Source organism: Niveispirillum sp. KHB5.9, from assembly GCF_048066115.1.
GTDB lineage: Bacteria > Pseudomonadota > Alphaproteobacteria > Azospirillales > Azospirillaceae > Niveispirillum.
In genome coordinates this window covers 608,219-628,853 of the sequence record NZ_JBLTYX010000001.1, presented here as the reverse complement: position 1 = coordinate 628,853, position 20,635 = coordinate 608,219, and the positions used below count along the sequence as shown (strand labels likewise).

General features: G+C 64.8%; 13 protein-coding genes. 3 read left to right on the top strand and 10 right to left on the bottom strand.

The window, feature by feature from the left end:
- Positions 1-47 precede the first annotated feature (47 nt).
- The 6 genes from ACM9HJ_RS02485 to ACM9HJ_RS02460 all read right to left on the bottom strand — a co-directional run bounded on the left by ACM9HJ_RS02485 (position 48) and on the right by ACM9HJ_RS02460 (position 8,621).
- A complete protein-coding gene (locus ACM9HJ_RS02485) occupies positions 48-1,817 on the bottom strand; it encodes a glycoside hydrolase 43 family protein (protein ID WP_416570093.1) in 1,770 nt (589 codons plus the stop codon).
- Between the two features lie 81 nt (positions 1,818-1,898).
- Positions 1,899-3,326 (bottom strand): glycosyl hydrolase family 28 protein, encoded by a 1,428-nt coding sequence (locus ACM9HJ_RS02480; RefSeq protein ID WP_416570092.1) that lies wholly within the window; start codon positions 3,324-3,326, stop codon positions 1,899-1,901.
- Between the two features lie 20 nt (positions 3,327-3,346).
- A complete protein-coding gene (locus tag ACM9HJ_RS02475) occupies positions 3,347-4,222 on the bottom strand; it encodes an ROK family protein (RefSeq protein ID WP_416570091.1) in 876 nt (291 codons plus the stop codon).
- A 2-nt stretch (positions 4,223-4,224) separates the two neighbouring features.
- Positions 4,225-6,153: a glycoside hydrolase family 97 catalytic domain-containing protein gene (locus ACM9HJ_RS02470; protein WP_416570090.1), complete on the bottom strand. Its 1,929-nt coding sequence runs from the start codon at positions 6,151-6,153 to the stop codon at positions 4,225-4,227.
- Positions 6,150-7,334 carry a glycoside hydrolase family 88 protein gene (locus ACM9HJ_RS02465; protein WP_416570089.1) on the bottom strand — a complete coding sequence of 395 codons (1,185 nt, stop codon included), beginning with the start codon at positions 7,332-7,334 and terminating at the stop codon, positions 6,150-6,152. The genes ACM9HJ_RS02470 and ACM9HJ_RS02465 overlap by 4 nt, the downstream gene beginning before the upstream one ends.
- 9 nt (positions 7,335-7,343) lie before the next feature.
- On the bottom strand, positions 7,344-8,621 hold the full coding sequence (locus ACM9HJ_RS02460) for an oligosaccharide MFS transporter (RefSeq protein WP_416570088.1): 1,278 nt from the start codon (positions 8,619-8,621) through the stop codon (positions 7,344-7,346).
- A 197-nt stretch (positions 8,622-8,818) separates the two neighbouring features.
- Between ACM9HJ_RS02460 and ACM9HJ_RS02455 the strand changes: the two genes are divergently transcribed.
- The 3 genes from ACM9HJ_RS02455 to ACM9HJ_RS02445 all read left to right on the top strand — a co-directional run bounded on the left by ACM9HJ_RS02455 (position 8,819) and on the right by ACM9HJ_RS02445 (position 14,469).
- Positions 8,819-9,904 (top strand): LacI family DNA-binding transcriptional regulator, encoded by a 1,086-nt coding sequence (locus tag ACM9HJ_RS02455; RefSeq protein ID WP_416570087.1) that lies wholly within the window; start codon positions 8,819-8,821, stop codon positions 9,902-9,904.
- On the top strand, positions 9,901-11,274 hold the full coding sequence (locus ACM9HJ_RS02450) for a glycosyl hydrolase family 28 protein (RefSeq protein ID WP_416570086.1): 1,374 nt from the start codon (positions 9,901-9,903) through the stop codon (positions 11,272-11,274). Before ACM9HJ_RS02455 ends, ACM9HJ_RS02450 begins: the two co-directional genes overlap by 4 nt.
- Before the next feature lie 276 nt (positions 11,275-11,550).
- Complete coding sequence (locus tag ACM9HJ_RS02445) at positions 11,551-14,469, top strand: TonB-dependent receptor (protein WP_416570085.1); 2,919 nt, start codon at positions 11,551-11,553, stop codon at positions 14,467-14,469.
- Between the two features lie 264 nt (positions 14,470-14,733).
- Here ACM9HJ_RS02445 and ACM9HJ_RS02440 read toward each other — a convergent pair whose 3' ends face one another.
- The 4 genes from ACM9HJ_RS02440 to ACM9HJ_RS02425 are packed head-to-tail and all read right to left on the bottom strand — an operon-like array spanning position 14,734 to position 20,590.
- A complete protein-coding gene (locus ACM9HJ_RS02440; protein WP_416570084.1) occupies positions 14,734-16,590 on the bottom strand; it encodes a tetratricopeptide repeat protein in 1,857 nt (618 codons plus the stop codon).
- Entirely contained in the window at positions 16,587-18,401 is a 1,815-nt protein-coding gene (locus ACM9HJ_RS02435; RefSeq protein ID WP_416570083.1) for a tetratricopeptide repeat protein, read from the bottom strand. The genes ACM9HJ_RS02440 and ACM9HJ_RS02435 overlap by 4 nt, the downstream gene beginning before the upstream one ends.
- 5 nt (positions 18,402-18,406) lie before the next feature.
- The gene (gene rfaD / locus ACM9HJ_RS02430; protein ID WP_416570536.1) at positions 18,407-19,390 is read right to left on the bottom strand and encodes an ADP-glyceromanno-heptose 6-epimerase; all 984 of its coding nucleotides are present in this window, start codon (positions 19,388-19,390) and stop codon (positions 18,407-18,409) included.
- A 27-nt stretch (positions 19,391-19,417) separates the two neighbouring features.
- Positions 19,418-20,590, bottom strand: a complete 1,173-nt coding sequence (locus ACM9HJ_RS02425) for a glycosyltransferase family 4 protein (RefSeq protein WP_416570082.1) — start codon at positions 20,588-20,590, stop codon at positions 19,418-19,420.
- Positions 20,591-20,635: the final 45 nt, after the last annotated feature.

Here is a 20,635-nt window from a genome sequence, read left to right as displayed (position 1 = left end):
TCATGCTAACCTTCTGAACGCGCGGGAGCCAGGAATGGTTGGGATTATTATTCCCCCACCGTGAACGCCCCGAACTCCGCAAACCCCACCCGCGTTGCGGCGAACGCCGGCGTTCCGCTCGGTGCCTGCGCGAACAGCCCCACCTGCGTCCCGACCCAGCGCCCCGGCAGTGTCTGGAATTCCTTCCCGATATTGGTGAACGTCCCCCCGTCCAGGCTGTAGCTGAACTGCACCCTGGCATGGGTGGAGCGGCGCATGGAGGGCCAGGAATGGGGGAAGTTGGGTTCGGGTTCGGCCACCGTCACCGGCTCGAACCGGGCGCGGACATGGATGGGGCCGGTGACGGCAACGGGGGCGGTCAGCACGGTTTCGCTGCTGGCCTGGAACTTGCCCTCGCGCCCGCCATGGTCGGCCTTCAGCCGCGTCACCTGCACCAGCCGCACGCCATCGGCGGTATTCTCCAGCCCGATCCAGGCATAATCATAGCCCAGGACCAGCAGGCCGGCGCGCTCGCCCAACTGCGCCGGCGACAGGGTCAGGCTGGTGGTAGCGGCAAAGCGCATGCCGGGCAGTTTCTGGGTCAGCAGGTTGCCCGCCTCCCACAGGTTCGCCGATGACGAGGCGGATTTCAGGCGCAGCTTGCCCTTCACCGACCGGTCCACCCAATCCGCCGCCGGATTGGCGCTCCATTGCCAGCCCAGGTGATAACCATCGGCGAAATCATCATTGACCAATGGCACCGCGGCGGGCTGGGGCGGCAGGTCGGGCTTGGCGTGGCGGGTGACGGGCTGGCCATAGGGCTTGTTCTTCTGCCGCTCCCCGATGATGGGCCAGCCGTCGCTGCCCCAGCGCATGGGCTGCAGCAGCACGCGGCGGCCATAGCTGTCGGCATCCTGGAAATGCAGGAACCAGTCCTGGCCCTTCGGCGTGGTGACCCAAGCGCCCTGGTGCGGGCCGTTCCATGGTGTGTCGCCCTGGTCCATCACCGACCGCGCCTCATAGGGGCCGGTGATGGATTTGGACCGGAACACGCCCTGCCAGCCGCCCTTGACCGAGCCGGAAGGGGCGAAGATGTAATAGTAAGCGCCGCGCTTGTAGAGCTTCGGCCCCTCCGTCGTGAACCAGGGCTTGGGGCCCTGGGAGGTGGCGACGGGCGGCAGGGCGTTGCCATCCACGACCAGCACTCCCTCATCCAGCGTACGCGTGCCGTCCGGCGACAGGCGCTTCAGCACGATGCGGTTCTTCTTCTCCTGTCCGGCGCGGGACGCGGCGTAGGCATGGACCAGCCAGGCAGTGCCATCCTCATCCCAGAACGGGGCGGGGTCGATGGCGCCCTTGGTGGCGTCCACCAGGACGGGCGCGCTCCAAGGGCCTTTCGGGTCGGTGGCGGTGACCAGGAAGATGCCGAAATCCGGCTCGGGATAGTAGATATGGAACTTGCCCGCATGGTGGCGGATGGCGGGCGCCCAGACGCCGCCGCCGCGGCGCGGGGTGGCATGATGGGCGTCGGGTATCTGGCGGGGCAGGGCGTGGCCGATCAGGGTCCAGTTCACCAGATCCCTGGAATGCAGGATCGGCAGGCCCGGCACATTGGTGAAGCTGGAGGCCGTCAGATAATAATCATCCCCCACCCGGACCACATCTGGATCGGAATAATCGCCGTTCAGCACGGGGTTGATATAGGTGCCGTCGCCCTGGTCGGGATGCCAGATGCCGGCCGGCATCGCCTTGTCCGGAGAGATCGCCGGCAGCTCCGCCAAGGCAACTGATAGCGGTAACATGGAGAGGGCGGCGGCGATCAGGGCGTGGGGGCGCATGTGGTTTCCTCTCCGGCTTTCGTGTTTAGGCAATGATATAGCGGCAATGCCGGCCGGATTTCCACCGGCCCTGCCGCTGGTTCAGCGAATTGTGATCCCTTGCGTGAAAGAACCGATCTCCAGGTTGGCATCGGCCAACCCCGTGATGCGGCGTCCGCCGATCACCAGATTTTCGATGCTGACCCCGCGCACCCCGCGCTTTTCGTCATATCCCGCGATCAGCGATGCGCTGGGCAAGCCGACGCCGGAATAGCGGATGTCGCGCAGCCGGATATTCTCGATCCCGCGCCCGGGGCTGGTATTGTATTTGGTGTTGTAGCCGACATGGAAGTTGAACAGCTTGCCTTCCTCGATCCGGTCGACGCGGATATTGTTGAACTCCACATCGCGGACCAGGTTGGAATCGCCGGCGGTGATGGCCATGACGCCCTCATATTCCGGGTCATCCTCATCGATGGAGATGACGTCGATATTCTCGAACCGTACCCGTTCGATCACTTCCGGCTTGGGCGTATTGCCATGGATGCCGATGAACATGGCATGCGCGATGTCGGACCAGAGGGTGGAATTGCGGATGGTGATGTCGCGCGCATCGCCGACGATCTCGTTCCGGCTGGTATAGATGGTCAGGCAATCGTCGGATGTGCGCAGGAACAGGCGGTCCAGCGCCACCTTCTCCGAGCTGTAGACATTGATGCCGTCGGTCCATTTACCGCCGGAAATGCCCTTCACGTCGCTGACACGCACATCCCGCGACATGGCGATGCGGCCCACGCCGGAATCCGCCTGGGTGATGATCGGGCCGTCCACGGTGACGTCGCGGGAGCGCAGGACCTGGAATTGTGCCCCGTTCTTGCCCGGCGGGGCCAGGATCAGGCCATGGCCCAGGATGCGGACATCGGACGCATCCTCCACCCGGAAGCTGCCCATCAGGACGGCGCCACCCTCCAGATAGGCGGTTTCGCCGGAGCGCAGGCGGAATGCATCCTCCCCCTCCGGCAGGCGGTGCAGGCCGGGGCCGAAGCGACGGACATTGCTGCCCTCAGGTGCCGCGACGGGGTCGCCGGCAAAGATATGCAGATTGTGCAGCCGGTCATCGTCGAAGAACAGGGCCAGGTTGCGCGGCCGATCCAGCATTAAATGCACCTTGCCATCCTGAACACTGGGCACGGGCGCGTCCGTCTCCGGCCCGACGGTCACGGTCTGGAACCGGCCGTTATTCTTTTGCGCGCGCAGTTCCACCGTGCCGGTGAAATCGAAATAGACCATGGACGCGTCCTGCGGCCGGTCCAGATCCACCCGCACATTCCATTCGTAAAGGTCCTGCCACGCGCCATCCGGCGTGCGGACCTGCACGGTGAAATCATCATTGTGATGCGTGTATTGCAGTTCCTTAGGCGACGGATGCACCCGAAGCCGGTTTTCTGCCGCCTGGGCCGGGCTGGCCCAGGACAGAAGCCCCGTCATGAAAGCAGCACAAAGGGCGCGGCGGCCCGCGTTCATCGGCATGTTCATACTCCCTGTAAGGTTTATTGATCCGCGACCGTTGCGGCCAGCAGATAGGCGCCCACCAGGCCCGGCGGTTCCTGGCTTTGCGGCAGATGGATACGGGTGGTGAAGGCCTCGTGCGTCCAGGGACCGCAATAGCCATTCAACTGCTTTTCCGTGGCCTCCCGCACCAGGGGCAGTAGCCGTTCCTGCGCCATCACCCCGCCGCCCAAAACGATGCGTTCGGGCATGGTAGTCAGGATCAGGGTGCGGCAGAGCTGTCCCAGATAGGTTGCAGTTACGTCCCAGGCCGGGTGATCGGGCGGCAGCCCCTCCAGGCTGTGGCCCCAGGCCGCCTTGATGGCGGGACCGCTGGCCATCCCCTCCAGGCAGTCGCCATGGAACGGGCAGGTGCCGGCGAATATGCCATGGTCGGCATGGCGCCGGACGGGGATATGCCCGGCCTCCGCATGGCCAAAACCGGTCTCCGTCTCGCCATTGCGGGCGAAGCCCACGCCGATACCGGTGCCGACCGTGACATAGGCCAGACGCCGCACGCCTGACAGTCTGGCCTCCGCCAGAGCCGCCACATTGACGTCGGTATCGATGGCCACCGGCACGCCGAAGCGGGCTTTCAGGAAACCCGGCATGTCGGTGCCGGCCCAGCCCGGCTTGGGCGTGGCGGCGATGCTGCCATAGGTCGGCGACGTCCGGTCCAGGTCCAGCGGGCCGAAACTGCCGATGCCGATGGCGGTGAAGGCACCGTGTTCGGCCGCCGCTTCGGCCAGGAACCGCGCGACATCGGCCAGGGTGCTGTCGGGGTCGCGCGTCGGGATGGTCCTGGTCAGGCGGGAGCCGGTGGCATCACCGATGCCGCAGACGAATTTCGTCCCGCCCGCCTCGATCGCCGCCAGCATCCTCAAGTCCTTTCGAAGATCATGGCCTGCCCGCCATGGGGCGACAGCACCATTTCCAGCCGGGCGCCCGCCTTCACAATCTCCGTGGTGACGGTGACCCTGGTGCGGTTGACGGGGGCCGCCGGCGCGCCATCGGCGAAGCGGCGCACCTGCCATTTACCATCGCCCAGGAAGCCAAGATCGATGGTCAGGGTACGGCCCATGCCGTTGGTGATGGCGCCCAGGAACCAGCGCCCATTCCTGGCCCGGCGTGCCACCACTGCATGTTCGCCGATGGTGCCCGACAGGGCGCGGACATCGGTCCAGGTGGTGGGGCATTCGTCGAAGAAGGCCAGTTCCGGCCAGTCGCGCCCGGCATATTTGTCAGGCTTGTCGTACCAGTAAAGGAAGGTCTGCGGATTGTAGTAGATGGCGGCCAAAGCCAGCTGGTGGGCGTTGGTCGTCTGGTTCTTCGGGTTGGCGAAACAGATCGTGTAATCGATGGGGCCGGAAAGCGCCCGGGTGAAGGGCAGGGTGCAATTATGTTCCGATGTCGGGAACTGCTCATTCCCGCGCACCCCCTCCAGCGCCACATAGTTGGGCAGGGTACGTTCCAGCCCGGCCGGGCGCAGATTGTCGTGCAGATTGACCAGCAGCTTATGCTCGCCGCAGACCTTCACCAGATTATGGATGAAATCCACATCCGACTGCCGTCCTTCCCAGATGAAGCCGAACTTGATGCCGGCCACGCCCCAGGATTGATAGGTCTTCACGATCGCGTCCAACTGCCGCATGGCCGGCACCCGGTCGACATAGAGGATCATGCCCAGGCCCTTGGACCGGGCATAGTCGATGACGCGGCGGATATCGATGGCGGGGATGGAATATGTCGCGTCGCTGGGGTCGGTGCCGTCGCCGTACCAGTGCGCGTCCCATTCCACGAAATCCAGCTTGCGCCTTGCTGCGAAATCCACTGTATCCAGGCCGGCCTGGGTGGTGTATTCGCGGATGCGCACGGCGCGGCCCGGCTTGATCCAGCTGACATCGCCCAGGATATTGGGCGTGGCCAGGGTGGCGATCAGGTCCTGGCGTTCGATCAGGCCCTTCGCATCGGGACCGGCCATGATGACACGCCAGGGCGTGTCGAACGGCACGGGCAGGGTGAAACTATCCTCCGGCGGGGTTGTTCCGGGTCCGGAATATCCGGTGGCGCGGCCGGGAAAACGCATCAGATGCGTAACGATCCCGGCATTGCCACTGCGCAGCATGGTGCGCGGGTAATGCAGCCGGTCGGATTCACTGATCAGCAGGCAGGTGCCGTCGGCCAGCTGTGCGGTAATCGGCGTGTCGGCCAGCACCTCCTGATCGCAGCTTTCCGTCAGGTCGGGATGGGGCACGGGCGTGATCAGGTTCTGCACCGTGCGCTGATACTCGCCCTCATCCCGGCTGACATACAGCACGGCATCGGTGGGCAGGCGGAATTCGGTCGCCTCACCCGACAGGGCCAGGCTGTTGCCCGGTGCGTCGAGCAGGCGGAAGCGGATGGCGATGCCGGCATCATAGGCGCGGGCGACGAGGGCGAAGCGGATATTGCGGGCATTGTCGCGCAACTCCATCATCAGTTCGCCGCAGGCTTCCGTGCATTCGCTGCGGATACCATAGGGCGGGGCCCAGGTGCCGGTGATGGTGCGGGTGCTGGCGGTAATGAAGGCTGCATCCGGGCCCAGCAGCTGGCCGTCGGCCAGACGCAGGGCGAGCGGGGAGGGGGCCAGGATAACCTTGCCCCGGTAGGTGGCCGACCAGCGGGGACCGGACGGGTCCAGGGTCAGGCGCAGCTTGCCGTCGGGGGAGGTGACCGCGTGGGTGGCCGGCTGGGCTAGGGTCGGGCCGGTGGCGACAATGGGCAGCGCTACCGCGCCGGCCAGGACACCGCGACGTGTGGGGTTGTTCACCAGTAGGGCCTCCAGACACGGCGCAGACGCACCAGCGCCTCCAGATGGAAATAATCACCCCAGATGCAGCACTCGTTCACGCCGATGCGTTTGGGCATGTGATAGACCCCATGGGCAAGCACGCCGTTCGATCCGTGAAGCGGGGCCAGATGGTCGGCATCCAGCCGACGCACCATGCCCCAGGCGGCGTTTGTGTAGAGATCGCGATCCGGATCGCTGGCCGGCAGGTGCCGTACCAGTTCCAGCAGACCGCAGGCGGCAATGGCGGCGGCGGACGTGTCGGCCGGGGCGTCGCCATCGGTGAAGATCAGGTCCCAGCGGCAGACAAGATCGTCGGGCAGCCGGTTCAGGAAGTAATTGGCCAGCGACGCCGACAGGCCGACCAGCGCCTCGCGCCCCGAATGGGCATAGCCCAGCGCGAAGCCATAGATGCCCCAGGCCTGGCCACGGGCCCAGCAGCTGTCATCCCCATGACCCTGATGGGTGGTGCCGCGCAGGGGCGCACCGGTGGCCGTGTCCATGTGGAAGGTGTGGAAGGTGGAGGCATCCGCGCGCACCAGATACCGGGCCGCCTGGGTCAGGTGGTGTTCGGCGGCGTCGCGGTACTTGGCATCACCGGTCTGTGCCGTCGCCCAATAGAGCAGCGGCAGGTTCAGGTTGCAGTCGATGATCATCCGCCCGGCCTCCGCCGGGTCGTTCAGGTCGCCCCAGGCCTGGATGACGCCCGATACCGGGTCGAACCGTTCCAGCAGCAGGTCGGCGGCCAGCAGGCCGGCACGACGGGCGTCGGCATCACCGGTCAGGCGGAGGGCGGCACAGGCCGAGGGGGTGTAGAGGAAGCCCAGATCATGGTGGGCGACATTGATCCGCTGCTCCGCCCGGTCCAGGAAGGAACGGACCTGGGTTTCGGCGGCTGCGCGATAGCGGGCCTCCCCCGTCAGCTCATAGGCCAGCCACAGCATGCCGGTCCAGAAACCGTTGGTCCATTCGATATTGCCGATGGCTGGATAGACCAGCCCTTCGCTGGAGGGGGCCGGGAACTGGTCGGTGAAGTCCGGCAGGGTGCGGTCGATGCGGGCCAGGACATTGGCGATGGCCAGATCCAGATCGGCGGCGGTCGGCAGGGCCGTGGTGGCCAGCCTTGCCCGGTCGCGGATGGGCTCGTGATTGATGGTGGTCATGGTGTCGGCTCAGTTGGCGGCGGCGGGCCGGGCGGCGGGGGCCTGTTCCCCCTCGTCCAGCGGCCGGCCGCGTGCGTCGGTGCGCGGGGTGGTGGACAGCGCGAAGCAGGACGCGATCCAGAAGGCCAACGCGCCCAGCGCGATGAACATGTAGGTGGTCTTGAACCCGAACAAATCGTAGCCCTTGCCGACGATGGGCGACAGGATGGCCAAGCCCAGCGAATGGCCGAAGCTGACCCCCACCAGATAGACCGTGGCGGCGAAGCGGCTGTCGAAATGATAGGCGATGTAGCGGAAGATGGAGACGGCCAGGATCGGCAGTTCGATCGAATGCAGCATCTTCATCGAGGAGATGCCCAAGGGCGTGTCGACCAGGGCGGACCCGCCGATGCGTACGATCATGATGGCGGCGGCGATCAGCAAGCCGTTCTTCGCACCCGTCCGCATCACGATGAAGGGTGCGACCAGCAGCATCCCCGCCTCCACGAAAATCTGCGCGGAGTTGAGGTAGCCGAACATCACGTTCCCTTCCGCCGGCGTGGCGAACATGGAGGCGAAATAGACCGGGAACTGCTGATCATAGACCAGATACAGGTTGGTCACGCCCAGGATCAGCACCATGAAGCCCCAGAATTTCCGCTGCCCCAGGACGGACAGCGATTCCTTCGGCGTCAGCGCCTGGGCGCGGGCCTGTTCGGCGGCATCGGGTTCGATCTTTGCTGCCAGGATGATGGGGATCAGCAGCAATCCCGCCACCGAGGCCAGCCAGAAATTGATGCCGGGATCGATATTGTAGAGCCGGCCGGAAAACACGGCGGCGCTGGCATAACCCAGCGAACCCCACAGCCGGGCGCGGCTATATTCGAACCCGTAACGCCGGCCGACCCGGTCGACAAAGCTTTCCAGGGCGAAGGAGCCGGCCACGAAGGTCAGGCCCAGATAGAGCCCGCCGACGGCGGCCCCGACCACGACATCGGCATGCAGCAGCGGCGCATAGACGAAGGGGAAGAACAATCCGCACATCACCACCATGCCGGCGATGAACAAAGGCACGCGCGGCTTCAGCCCCACCCGGTCCAGCACATAGCCGTAAAGCGGCTGGCACAGCATGGCGGCGATGAAATTGGCGGAAAAGACGGTGCCCGCCTCCACCCCCGTCAGGCCCATCGGACCCTTCAGCCAGATGGAAAGGAAGGACATGGCGACAGCCTGGGCGAAGAAGAACAGGAACAGGAACGCGCTCAACAGCACGTAATTCCGCCGGGCTCCGGGAGCACCAGTGGGCATTGCATCCTCCCCAATCACCGGCCTCGTACGATCGGGCCGGGTATTTGCAGCTTGTTGTTGGGTATCGTTATCTGATAATCAGATCGCGTTCAAGCCTGAACCCACGGCAATTTCATGCCGATGCCGGCTGTTATCGTGAACATACGAATTCGGTGCGGCCGGGCAGGCCGCTTCCCAAGAAAGATCAAGGGGGAAGGGTGACGACCAAGGACAAGGGCGCTTCCCGTGCCGTCACGGAACCGTCGCCGCGCCGGAAGGCGGCCGTGACGGTGCATGACGTGGCCGAACATGCCGGCGTGTCGCCGATGACCGTGTCGCGGGTGGTAAACGGTACCAGGGTGCGCGAACCGCTGCGCCTGAAGGTGGAGGCCGCGATCCGTGCGCTGAATTATGTACCCAACGTCGCGGCAAGGGTAGCGCGGTCGGGCGGCTTGCGCATCGGCGTGCTGTTCAACAATCCGCGATCCTCCAACCTGGGTGAATTCCTGATGGGCGCCTTCCATCAGGGCGGGCGCGATGGCTGCCAGTTGCTGGTGGAGCCGGTGGCCGCCCATCCCACGCCCGTGGATGCCGTGCGCAAGCTGGTGTCGATGGGGGTGGATGGGGTGACGCTGCCGCCGCCGCTCTGTGATTCGCTGGAGGCATTGGACCTGCTGTGGCAGGCGGATATTCCGGCCTTGAGTTTCGCCACCGCCGACCCAAGGTCCCATTCATCCGCCGTGCTGATCGATGATTTCGAAGGGGCGCGGACCATGACGCGGCACCTTCTGTCGCTGGGCCATCGCGATATCGCCTTTGTGCGCGGCGATGCCCGCCATTCCCCGGCCTTGCGGCGGGAGGAAGGGTTCCGGGCTGCCATGGCCCAGGCGGGACATCCGGTGCGGCCCGACCGGGTGGTGCAGGGCGATTTCAGCTATCGGTCGGGGCTGGAGGCGGGGCGGGTGCTGCTGTCGGCACCGGCATCGCGGCCCAGTGCGGTGTTCGCCAGCAATGACGATATGGCCGCCGCCATCGCCGCCATCGCCTTCGGCCTGGGCCTGCGCGTGCCGGCGGACCTGTCCATCGCCGGGTTCGACGATACGCCCATCGCGTCGCTGCTCTGGCCGCAACTGACCACGGTGCATCAGCCCATCGCCGAGATGGCGTCCACCGCCGTGGAAATCCTCAGCGAATTCATCCGCGACCGGCGCAGCGGCGGCAGTCCGCCCGTGCGCCACCATGTCGTGCCCTTCACCCTGCGCGAACGGGAATCGACGGGCCCCGTGACGGAGACCGGATCATGAAAGCCTGCCTGACCGCCCTGTGCCTGGTCCTGCCATTGACAGCTTTGGCTGGAGAACCGGTGATCCACCCAGTGCCCGCTGGCAAAGCCTTCTGGTCCAGCGCCAATGACGACTTCACTGTCCGCGTGCGCCAGCCCGGCGGGCAATGGCGCGACCTGTATGAATATCGGGTGCGGGTCGATAATGACCAGAAGCGTGATGCGTCCATGGTGCTGTTCGATATGGACGGGCCCGTGGAAGTGTCGGTGCGCAAGAATAATGGCGATGTCCGCCGCGTGCAGGTGCGCCCGGCATCGGCGGGGGTGAAGGCGAAGCTGGAGGGCGATACTGCCTTCTTCACCCTGTCCGATCCGCGCAAGATCTCCGTGGAATTCGATGGCGACCGGCTGTCCAACCTGCATCTGTTCGCGGGCAAGGTGCGGCCGACCCCGCCGGAAGGGGCGGTCATGTTCGGCCCCGGCATCCATCTGCCGCCCGACGGTGCGGACCGGTTCCGTTTCGCGTCCGACACCACAATCTGCTTGGCCCCTGGCGCCATCCTGGAAGGCGGGATCGACCTGCGTGACGTGCAGAATGTGCGCATCATCGGCAACGGCCTGATCACCAAGGCCAAGGATGAGGGCATCGCCCTGATCCGCGCCCGGAATGTGGAGATCGACGGGCCGGTGATGGTCAATCCCGGTCACTACTCGGTGTTCTGCGGACAGTCGACGGGCGTCACCATCCGGGATTTCAAGGCATTCAGCATGGGAAGCTGGACCGACGGCCTGGATTTCATGAGTTGTTCGGACGTGCGCATCGATGACATCTTCATGCGCAATTCCGACGACAACATCGCCATCTATGGCGGGCGGTGGGAGCATAAGGGCGACGCGGCCAACTATCTGGTCACCAACGCCATCCTGTGGGCTGACATCGCGCATCCGATCAATATCGGTCTGCACGGCACCAAGGGGGCGGGGGAGACCATCTCCAACCTGACCTTCCGCAATATCGACATCCTGGAACATGACGAGGATGACCCGGAATATCAGGGAGCGATCGCCATTACCAATGGCGACGGCAACAAGGTCCGCGACGTGCTGTTCGAGGATATCAGGGTGGAGCGGATCGAAGAGGGGATGCCCTTCAATTTCCGCGTCGTGTTCAACGACAAATACAGCCACGAGCCGGGTGGCGGCATCGAGAATGTCACCCTGCGCAATGTCCGCTTTCTGGGCACCGGCACCAACCGCCCGGTGATCGCCGGCCATGCCGATGGCGGCGGGGTCCGCAATGTGCGGATCGAGAATGTCACCCTGGGCGACCGCAAGCTGAAACCATCCGACATTGATGTCGGGATGAAGGTCGAGGATTTGGTGATCCGGTAACATCGTTATCAGATTACGGTGAGACCGATGAGTGTGCGAAAATTATAGGAATTCCGCCATATTTCAAGGCCTCCCGCACACACAGTCGTTTCATCATATGAAAATCGCCGTGGTCTGATAAATGATGATTGCTAACGATACCAGATATCGCTATACCAGTTTTCAACGAACACAAAAAGGTCGTGGGGAGGAATGGGTCCAACATCCGGTTACGGGTGTATGGTAATGACCCATGAAAATCCGCCTTCGACCACCTGAATCAAAAGGGAGGTCCTTATGAGTGCGATTTCAAAGACAATGCTGTCGCGCCTGCTGATCGGGTCGGCCATGGCGGCCCTGACCTTGCCCGCCTGGGCGCAGAGCGCCGGTGTGAACGATACCCAGCCGGCGGTGGAGCTGGAGGAGATCGTGGTGACCGGCCTGCGCGCCAGCCTGGCGAACGCGGCCATGATCAAGAGGAACATGGGCGAGGTGGTAGACAGCATCACCGCCGACGATATCGGCAAGCTGCCCGATCCCAATGTGGCCGAAACCCTGACCCGTATTCCCGGTGTCCAGGCCTATCGCTTCGGTGGTGAGGCGGCGTCGCCCGTGGGTGCGGGTAGCGGCCTGACCATCCGTGGCCTGTCGAACCAGACGGCGGCCCGCGCCGACGGCCGCGCCTATTTCACCGCCGGCAGCCGCGAGTTCAACATTGAAAGCGCCATCCCCGGCATCGTCGCTGGCCTGGACGTCTATAAGAACCCGTCGGCCGAACATATCGAGGGCGCCATCGGCGGCCTGGTCAATATCAAGACCCGCAAGCCCTTGGACTTCAAGGATGATCTGGTGATGGCGGCATCCGTCGCCGGCCGTTACAACGATTTCGCCAAGAAGGCGCAGCCGGAACTGTTCGGCCTGGTGGCCAAGCAGATCGACCTGGAGAATGGCGGGCGCTTGGGCGTCCTGTTGGCCGCCAATTACCAGCGCAGCGTCAATCGCGGCGACAACAATCCCGGCAATGGCGGCACGTCGCTGCGCCGTGCGGTGCGCGCCGACAGTGCCGAATATACGGCCCTCGGCCTGAACCCGGCCTATGCCGGCCGGTCCGACGTGGTCTATCTGGCCGATGTGCCCAACCCGCTGGCCCTGCCGGAGGCGCAGCGCCAGACGCTGATCTCCGCCCTGACCCAGACGACGCCGGTCAATCTCGAGCAATATACCCGCACCCGCAAGGGGGCCAACGCGTCGGTACAGTGGCAGCCGAACGAGGAATTCGAGTTCACGGCCACCGGCCTCTACAACTCCTACCTCTATCATCAGGAATACCGGTTCCTGGCGACCAGCGACAGCCGCTATGTCCGCAACCTGACCACCACGCCCTTCACGGTGGATGAGGCGTTCGCCAACCGCAATTCCAATGGCGGGGCGAACGAGCTGCTGGCCGGCACGCGCCTGGCATCGGGCACCTTCCTGCAGTCCGGCCTGGTCTCCACCGGTGGTGACGAACATCGGAAGTATGAGACGGGCGTCATCGCCGGCAGTGCGAAATGGACCCCGACGGACGCGTTCGAACTGAGCGCCGACCTGTCCTATGTGAAGGCCGACCAGTATCAGGATAACCGCTCGCTCCAGCTGGTGCCGCGCGCCGGTCTGGCCTGGGACATCACCCGCGATCTGACGGCCACGCCGCACACGATCGAACTGGCCGGCCCCGACCTGGGCGATCCCGCCAACTGGGTCTATAACAGCTATACCAACGGCACCAACCAGGTCTGGGACGATGATGGTCTGGCCGCCCAGGTGGATGGCAAATACACGTTCGAGGATAGCCCGCTGAAGGCCCTGAAGGGCGGTCTGCGCTATGCCTACCAGACCGACCGATACCGCAATTACAGCTTCGCCAACCGGCCGCTGACCACCAACGGCCTGGCCCTGACCGCCACGCAAAGCAATGCCATCACCGTGGCGTCGCAGCAGGACATGGTGGAAAAGGCCCCGACCAGCTTCCTGGACGGCAAGGGCGGCTATCGCGGCGGCTTCGTGGTGTTCACGCCGGATGAGCTGCTGGGCGACAATGTCCGTTCCCGCTTCACCCAGGCCGGCATCCTGCCGGAGGATGCGCTGGCGGAAAACCTGCTCCAGCGGCGCTATTTCAAGGAAGAGACGACGGGCGGCTATGTCCAGGGCGACTTCGCCTTCCTGGATGACCGGATCGAAGGCAATGTCGGCGTCCGCGTGGTGCGCACCGACCTGTTCGTGCGCGCCATGGTCACCAATGTGCCGGCCGGTGGTGGTGCCACCACCATCATCGCCAACGAGCGGCGGACGGATTACACCAACGTGCTGCCGGCCTTCAACGTCACGGGGCATCTGACGGACGACACGCTGGTCCGCGCCGGCTATGGCAAGGGCCTGACCCGGCCGGATGTGGGGGCGCTGAACCCGACCATCGTCGCCGACCTGAATACCGGCATCGGCAGCCAGGGCAATGCCAACCTGAAGCCGCAGACGGCCGACAGTTTCGACATCTCGCTGGAACATTATTTCGGCCGCGCCAACTATGTCGCGATCAACCCCTTCTACAAGAAGATCAAGGGCTTCTTCAGCGGGGTGGAGGAATGCATCACCGTCTCCACCGCACCCGCCTATAATGGCGTGACCTCCAACAACTGCCCCACCGGCCAGTATCGCATCACCCGCACGGTCAATGCCGAAAAGGGCAGCGCCAAGGGCGTGGAAATCGCCGGCCAGACCTTCTTCGATTATGATTTCGTGCCGGAGTTCCTGCACGGGTTCGGGGCGTCCGCCTCCTTCACCTATGTGGAGACGAAGAATCCGCTGATCCTGAACGGCGTGCGCACCAATACGCGCCAGCCCTTCAGCTCCAAGTACAATTACTCGCTGACCGGCATGTATGAGGATGACTTCATGCAGGCCCGCCTGGTCTATACCTACCGGTCGGACCAGATCCTGTTCGGCGTATCGGCCAACCCGATCGACGGGCGCTATATCAAGGGTTACGGCCTGCTGGACGCCTCGGTCAGTTTCAATGTGGCCGAAGACCTGTCCGTCGCCTTCAACGCCTCGAACCTGACCAATGCCGCCCCCAACCGCTATGTCGGCGAACCCGGCTATGCCACGGGTGTGGAGCGCCAGCATTTCGCCAATGGCCGCGTGTTCGGCGCGTCCATGCGGTACAGCTTCGGTTCCTGATCGGGTTTTTCTCTTCCCTCCTCTGCGGGAGCGGTCCTACGGCCGCTCCCGTATTTTTTGTTTGGAGGAGAGGGGGCAGAGAGTGCCGGCTCGTAACCTCTTTGCGACACGCATGGGCACCTTTGTTGCCGCCCTCTCTACCGTCACCCCGGCGGAGGCCGGGGTGACGGTAGATATTGTGAAAAACCCTCGCAGCCCAAACTTCCGCGAAAGTTTCTCGCTGAGAGGGAGGACACGTAATTTCAATAGGCTAGGAACAGCCCTCTACACCCAGTCCCGCCACATCTGCCGGAACGCCGCTTCCACCTGTCCCGCGAACCGGTAGGAATCACACAGCGGGCTTGCCTGCATGCGGGCGCGCAAGCCCCGGCGCAGTTCCTCCAGCCGGTCCAGGTCACCGGCCAGGCCGGCGGCGATGTCCAGATAGGCGTCGCCATCCGCCCCCACCAGCTCATCCAGGCCAAGCCGGTGCAGGATGCTGCCGGTGACGCGGGCGACATGGTGGCTGCCCAGTTGCGTCACCACGGGCACGCCCATCCACAGCGCCTCGCAGCTGGTCGTGGTGCCGTTATAGGGGAACGGGTCCAGCGCGATGTCCAGCCGGTCATAGGCGCGCAGATGGTCGCCCTGGTCCGGCGTTTGTGGCAGCATATCGACACGGGCGTCGGCGATCTGCCTTTCCCGGAACAGGCCGCGATAGCGGGCCAGGGTGGCGGGATCGGCGAAGGACCGGCTTTTCAGCATCAGCCGCGATTTGGGCACCCGGTCCAACAGGGCCGACCACAGCGCCACCACCTCCGGCGTGATCTTGGAATTGTTGTTGAACGACCCGAAGGTGACGAAGCCGTTGCGCCGGGCCGGCAGGTCGGGGCAGGGGGCGCTGTCGCGCGGTGGACGGAAGCACAGGAACCCATCCTCCAGCCGCACCAGCTTCTCAAGATGCCAGCGGTCGGTCAGGCCGGACGGGTCCGCCACCTCATCCGTCAGCCGATAATCCATCGCCGCCATGCCGGTGCCGTCGGGATAGCCCAGCCAGGAGACCTGCACCGGGGCAGCACGGCGCGCGAAGATCAGCGGCCGGCAGTCGCAAGTATGGCCCGCCACATCGACCAGGATATCGATACCGTCGGCGCGGATACGCTCCACCGCCTCCTCATCCGTCAGGTCGGTCAGGGGGAACCAGTGACCTGTGATGGATTTGAACCGGTCGGTGACCGCGTCGCTGCGTCTGGAGATGGGATAGCAGAAAATCTCCACCTGTGACCGGTCGTGGCCGCGCAGCAGCGGTTCCAGGAAGCTGGAAACGGCATGGCCGCAGAAATCCGGGGAGACGTAACCGACGCGCAGGCGCCGGCCGGGGCTGCGGTCATTGGTGAAGGCAAAGGGCGGGTTGGGTGCCAGCGGGGCGGCATGGCGTTCGCCCCAATGCTTGTGGGCGCGGAAAATCACCTCCGGCGGCACATGCGGCGTGTAATGCAGGGCGAACAGCAGGTTGGAGTGCAGCAGTGACAGGGCCGGATGCTGTTCCAGCGCGTGCTGCAGCAGGGTAACGGCGTCGGTGACACGGCCCTGTTCCTTCAGCACCTCGCCCAGGTTCACATAAGGCTGCGGCAGGCCCGGCTGCAGCTTCAGCGCCGTGCGGTAGCAGTCCAGGGCCTGGGTCAGTTCCGATGCCGACTTGTACATGTCGCCCAGGTTGGACCAAGCCTCCGCCATATCCGGGCGGATGCGCACGGCGCGGCGATAGGCCTGGCGGGCCTGGTCGGCACCGCCCAGGTTGCGCAGGATATTGCCCAGGTTGAACCACGCCTCGGCATAGTCGGGCTTCAGCGCGACGGCCATCATGGCCACTTTCGCCGCCTGCGCATCCCGGCCCATGTCGGACAGGACGCAGGTCAGGTTGTTCAGGACATGCGGGTCTTCGGGATTGGCCCGGACGGCGCGGTTGTAACAGGCCACCGCCTCCTCCCGTCGCCTCTGGGCGCGCAGCAGGATGGCGTAATTGTTGTTGGCATAGGGATGGTCGGGATTATCGACCAGGATTTCCCGGTACAGCCGTTCCGCCTCGTGCAGATGGCCCTGGCGGTGATGGTCCAGCGCCGTTTCGAACAGGTTGGTCAAATCGTCCCCCCATCACGCAGCAGGCCGGCATCGGCCAGGATGCGGCGCAGCTTGTGCGTCGCCTGGTCCCAGGTGAAATTGCCCAGCAGGTGGCCGCTGGCATCGGGCATTCCCTTGTCACGGCCGGCGATGATGTCGGCGACGATGCCGGCCGCCACCTCTTCGTCCGGTTCCCACCAGTCCAGGCCGAAGAACGGTTCCCATGGGTCGCGGCTATAGGGCAGGTGGGCGGGGCCGATGGTGCAGGGGATCATGCGGGCGAAACGATCATCCAGATAATCCATGTAGGAACTGTGGGCCGGTGCTATCAGCCCCATGCCCATGGCCCCGGCCTTGGACAGCGGCAGGTCCCAGCCCTCACCATGCGACAGGCTGAAATAGTAATTGGCGGTACGGAACAGGCCGGTCATCTCCGCCTCGCTCAACGGTTGATCGACCAGCACGATGGGGGCGGCATCGGCGAAGGAACGGCCGACATGGTCCTGGGTCTGGCGCACCACCGATTGCAGGTGACGACGCGCCGCCTCGTTCCCGCCCTTGCCGGGCTTCAGGATCAGGACGGCATCGTCGTTGCGGTTGGTGGCGCGCAGCCAGACGCGCAGCACCCCGTCCAGGTTCTTGCGGGGAATGGCGTCGGAGACGTTGAGGAAACGGTGGCGGTAGCTGTCGACACGCCTTCCGCTGGCATCGACCAGGGTCAGGGGCGGCGCATCGGCGGCCGAGGGTTCGGCATCCACGCCCAGGGGACAGACACGGATACGGTCGTCGGGATAGCCTGCCGATGCCCAGGCGAGGCGGGAGCTTTGCGTGGGCACGATCACCATGTCGGCGGCCAGGCTCTGCTGCGCCCAGGTCCTGGAAATGCGCGGGCCTTCGAACATGGAATAGAGGATGGTTGTCAGGCCCGGAATGGGTTCAACCGCCAGCGGCACCATGATGTTGATGGCGGCCTTGGCCCCCACGGGCTTGTCCAGCGGCTCGTCCGCCCAGGTCTCATGCCCGAACACGCCGATGGCCTGCAACGGCATCTGCTGCTTGCGCAGGGTCTGGATATAGCGGCGGCCCATATGGGCATAGCCGCTGGCCGTGGAGAAGGGGCCGCGCAGCAGGATACCGGTGCCGGGACCCGGCTCCTGCGTGGCTGCGGACTGGCTGGCCGCATGGTAATGCTGGCAGCGCAAGGCATGCTTGATGGCGTCGTCGTGGTTGGGGTCCAGCTTCAGGGCCCGGCGCAGAGGATGCAGTGCCGGCTGCAGCTGTCCCCGGCGCATCAGGGCACCCGCCTTTTGCACATAGGCATAGGTATTCCGCGGGTTGATGGTGATGGCGGCGTCGAGCGCCAGAATGGTGCGGTCCAGGTCGTGCGGTGCCCAGGCCAGCGACTGGTTGATACGGATGCCTTCATCCTGGGGTGACAGGCGGGCGGCGCGGTCGGCAAGGCGGGCGGCCCCGTTACGATCGCCCCGCCAGGTCATGGACAGCATGGCCAGCCGGTCGATGGCGGTGGCGGATGCCGGGTTCAGCACCAGAAGGTGTCGCAGATAGCGCCAGGCCTCCTTCTGCTCCCCCGCGTTCTGCAGCGCGATGGCCAGATTGGTGACCAGATGCTCATGGCCCGGCCAGCGCGCCACGGCCCGGCGCAGCAGCTGGATACCCTCTGTTGCCGACGGGACGGAGGTCAGGCACACGCCCAGCAGGTTATGGACCAGGGGGTCGTCGGGCGCCTCCACCAATGCCTGACGGGCGGCGGCGATGGCGTCGTCGAAGCGTCCGGCGCGGTGATGGGCGACGGACTGGGTATAGGCGTCCATGGCACTCACCGGTAGGGATCGGGCTGCGACAGGAAATGCCGGACATAATGGGTCACCCCATCCTCCAGCGTGGTCATCGGTGCCCCGTAGCCGGCATTCCGCAACCGGCCCATCTCGCTTTGCGTGAAATACTGGTATTTGGCGCGCAGATGGTGGGGCATGTCGATATAGTCGATGGCGGGTGGCTGTCCCACGGCGTGGTAGAGGGCGGTCATCAGGTCGGCGAAGGACCTTGCTTCGCCGGAGCCGACATTGAAGATGCCGTTGACCTCTCGGTTGTCCAGCAGCCAGGCGATGACATCGACGCAGTCGCGGACATAGACGAAGTCGCGCAACTGCCCGCCATCGGCATAATCGGGGCGGTGCGACTTGAACAGGCGGACACTCCCACCCGCTGCGGCGATGGCGTGGTTCTTGGCCACCACGCTCATCATCTCACCCTTGTGATACTCGTTGGGGCCATAGACGTTGAAGAATTTCAGGCCCGCCCATTGCGGTGGATGGCGGCGGCCGCGGCGCACCTGATCCACCACGAACCGGTCGAAGGCCAGCTTGGACCAGCCATAGGCGTTCAGGGGACGCAGGGCGGCCAGGGCCGCCGGGTCATTATCGTCGCCGAACCCATGGGCGCCATTGCCATAGGTGGCGGCCGACGAGGCATAGACCAGCGGCACGTCATGGGCCGCACACCAGTCCCAGATCAGGGTGGAGAATTTGATATTGGTATCGACGATCAGGTCGGCATCACTTTCCGTGGTGGAAGAGATGGCGCCCATATGGACGACCGCCTTCACCGACCCGGCATGCGTCGCCAGCCAGGCGGGCAGGTCCGCCGGTGCCACGAAGCCGCTGATCAGGTGCTTGGCCAGGTTGCGCCACTTGTCACCGCTGCCCAGATGGTCGCAGACCACGACCTCTTCGCCCCGTTCGGCCAGGGTTGCCGCGATGTTGGAGCCGATGAAGCCGGCGCCGCCGGTGATGATGGTCAAGCCGGTCATGGCCTCATCCCTGCCTGTTCATGCCGAGGCTTCAATAAAGCTTTCGGCGAAATCGCGCCATGTGCGTTGGGTGCGGATGAAGATCTTGCCACGATCGGCGATGGCCTGCGCCGCCTTCCGGTCGACATAGAGCGTTTCCAGATGCGCCACCGCCTCGTCGACCGAACTGTCGCACCAGCCCTGGCGGTTGCCGCGCTTGTCCGGCACCTGGGTCTGCTGCTTCAGGGCCAGGCAATTGCCCTCGCGGATCAGGTCACGATGGCCGGTATTGTCGGACAGGATCGTGGGGATGCCGCAGGCCATGGCCTCCATCGCCACCAGGTTGGTCGCCCCCTCGCACCGGTTGGGGAACAGAGCGGCATGGCATTCGGCCAGGATGGGGGCAATCTGCGCGCGGGTCAGGAAGCCCAGATCGACGAAACCGTCGGCCGGGACGCCGTGGTCGGTGGCCCATTCCGTGATGCACAGCTTGTGCGTGGCGGTATCGATGGTTGGCGCCTTGGGCGTCAGTGGCGATTCCGCGATATCGGCCGATGTGTGCGGCCAGGCATTGTGCCAGGCGGTGACCAGCAGCGCATCGGGATGGCGTTCCCGGAAGATGCGGAAGGCTGCCAGCACCACGTCCTGGGCCTTGCGATATTCGATCTTGCCGCCGGAAAACACCACGAACCGGTCGCCGAATAGCCCGGTCCTGGGCAGCAGCGGCATTTCCGTCGGGTCCACCCCCTGGAACGTCACCCGCACATTAGGCAGGCCGCGGGCCAGCAGCAGGTCGCGGTTGTAATTGGAATGGACGATGATGCGGTCATACTTGCGGGCCCGGTCCAGGGTGGCCCGGTCCAGCATCGTATCCTCGAACGCGATGACGCCGATATTACCGTTCTCACCCTGATACAGGTCCGATGACGCGCCGGGGATGAAGCCGTTGCCCAGGGCGTGCAGCATCGTGCAGTCATGCAGCATCAGCTTCTTCCCGCCATGCTTGGCCGAAAGCGCGCTGATCTGCTCATAGCCCGGCATCAACCCTTCCAGCTTTTCCCGGGTGGACGGGCGCATGGTGATGAAGGCCGGCTTTTCCAGCAGCAGGGGCGGCTGGTGGCGATCCACCAGGCACAGGGCCGTGTGGACACCCACCAGCCCCCAGCCATGGATTTCCGTCAATTGCCAGGTCAATGCCAGATTCTGCGCCAAGCCCGATCCCCGAAACTGTTGCCCCCGAATGACAAAAGGGGCCGA

Excerpts from the sequence above, each read along its gene's own strand:
- ACM9HJ_RS02485 (WP_416570093.1), bottom strand. The coding sequence starts at position 1,817 with ATGCGCCCCCACGCCCTGATCGCCGCCGCCCTCTCCATGTTACCGCTA.
- ACM9HJ_RS02480 (WP_416570092.1), bottom strand. The coding sequence starts at position 3,326 with ATGCCGATGAACGCGGGCCGCCGCGCCCTTTGTGCTGCTTTCATGACG.
- ACM9HJ_RS02475 (WP_416570091.1), bottom strand. The coding sequence starts at position 4,222 with ATGCTGGCGGCGATCGAGGCGGGCGGGACGAAATTCGTCTGCGGCATC.
- ACM9HJ_RS02465 (WP_416570089.1), bottom strand. The coding sequence starts at position 7,334 with ATGACCACCATCAATCACGAGCCCATCCGCGACCGGGCAAGGCTGGCC.
- ACM9HJ_RS02460 (WP_416570088.1), bottom strand. The coding sequence starts at position 8,621 with ATGCCCACTGGTGCTCCCGGAGCCCGGCGGAATTACGTGCTGTTGAGC.
- ACM9HJ_RS02450 (WP_416570086.1), top strand. The coding sequence starts at position 9,901 with ATGAAAGCCTGCCTGACCGCCCTGTGCCTGGTCCTGCCATTGACAGCT.
- ACM9HJ_RS02445 (WP_416570085.1), top strand. The coding sequence starts at position 11,551 with ATGAGTGCGATTTCAAAGACAATGCTGTCGCGCCTGCTGATCGGGTCG.
- ACM9HJ_RS02435 (WP_416570083.1), bottom strand. The coding sequence starts at position 18,401 with ATGGACGCCTATACCCAGTCCGTCGCCCATCACCGCGCCGGACGCTTC.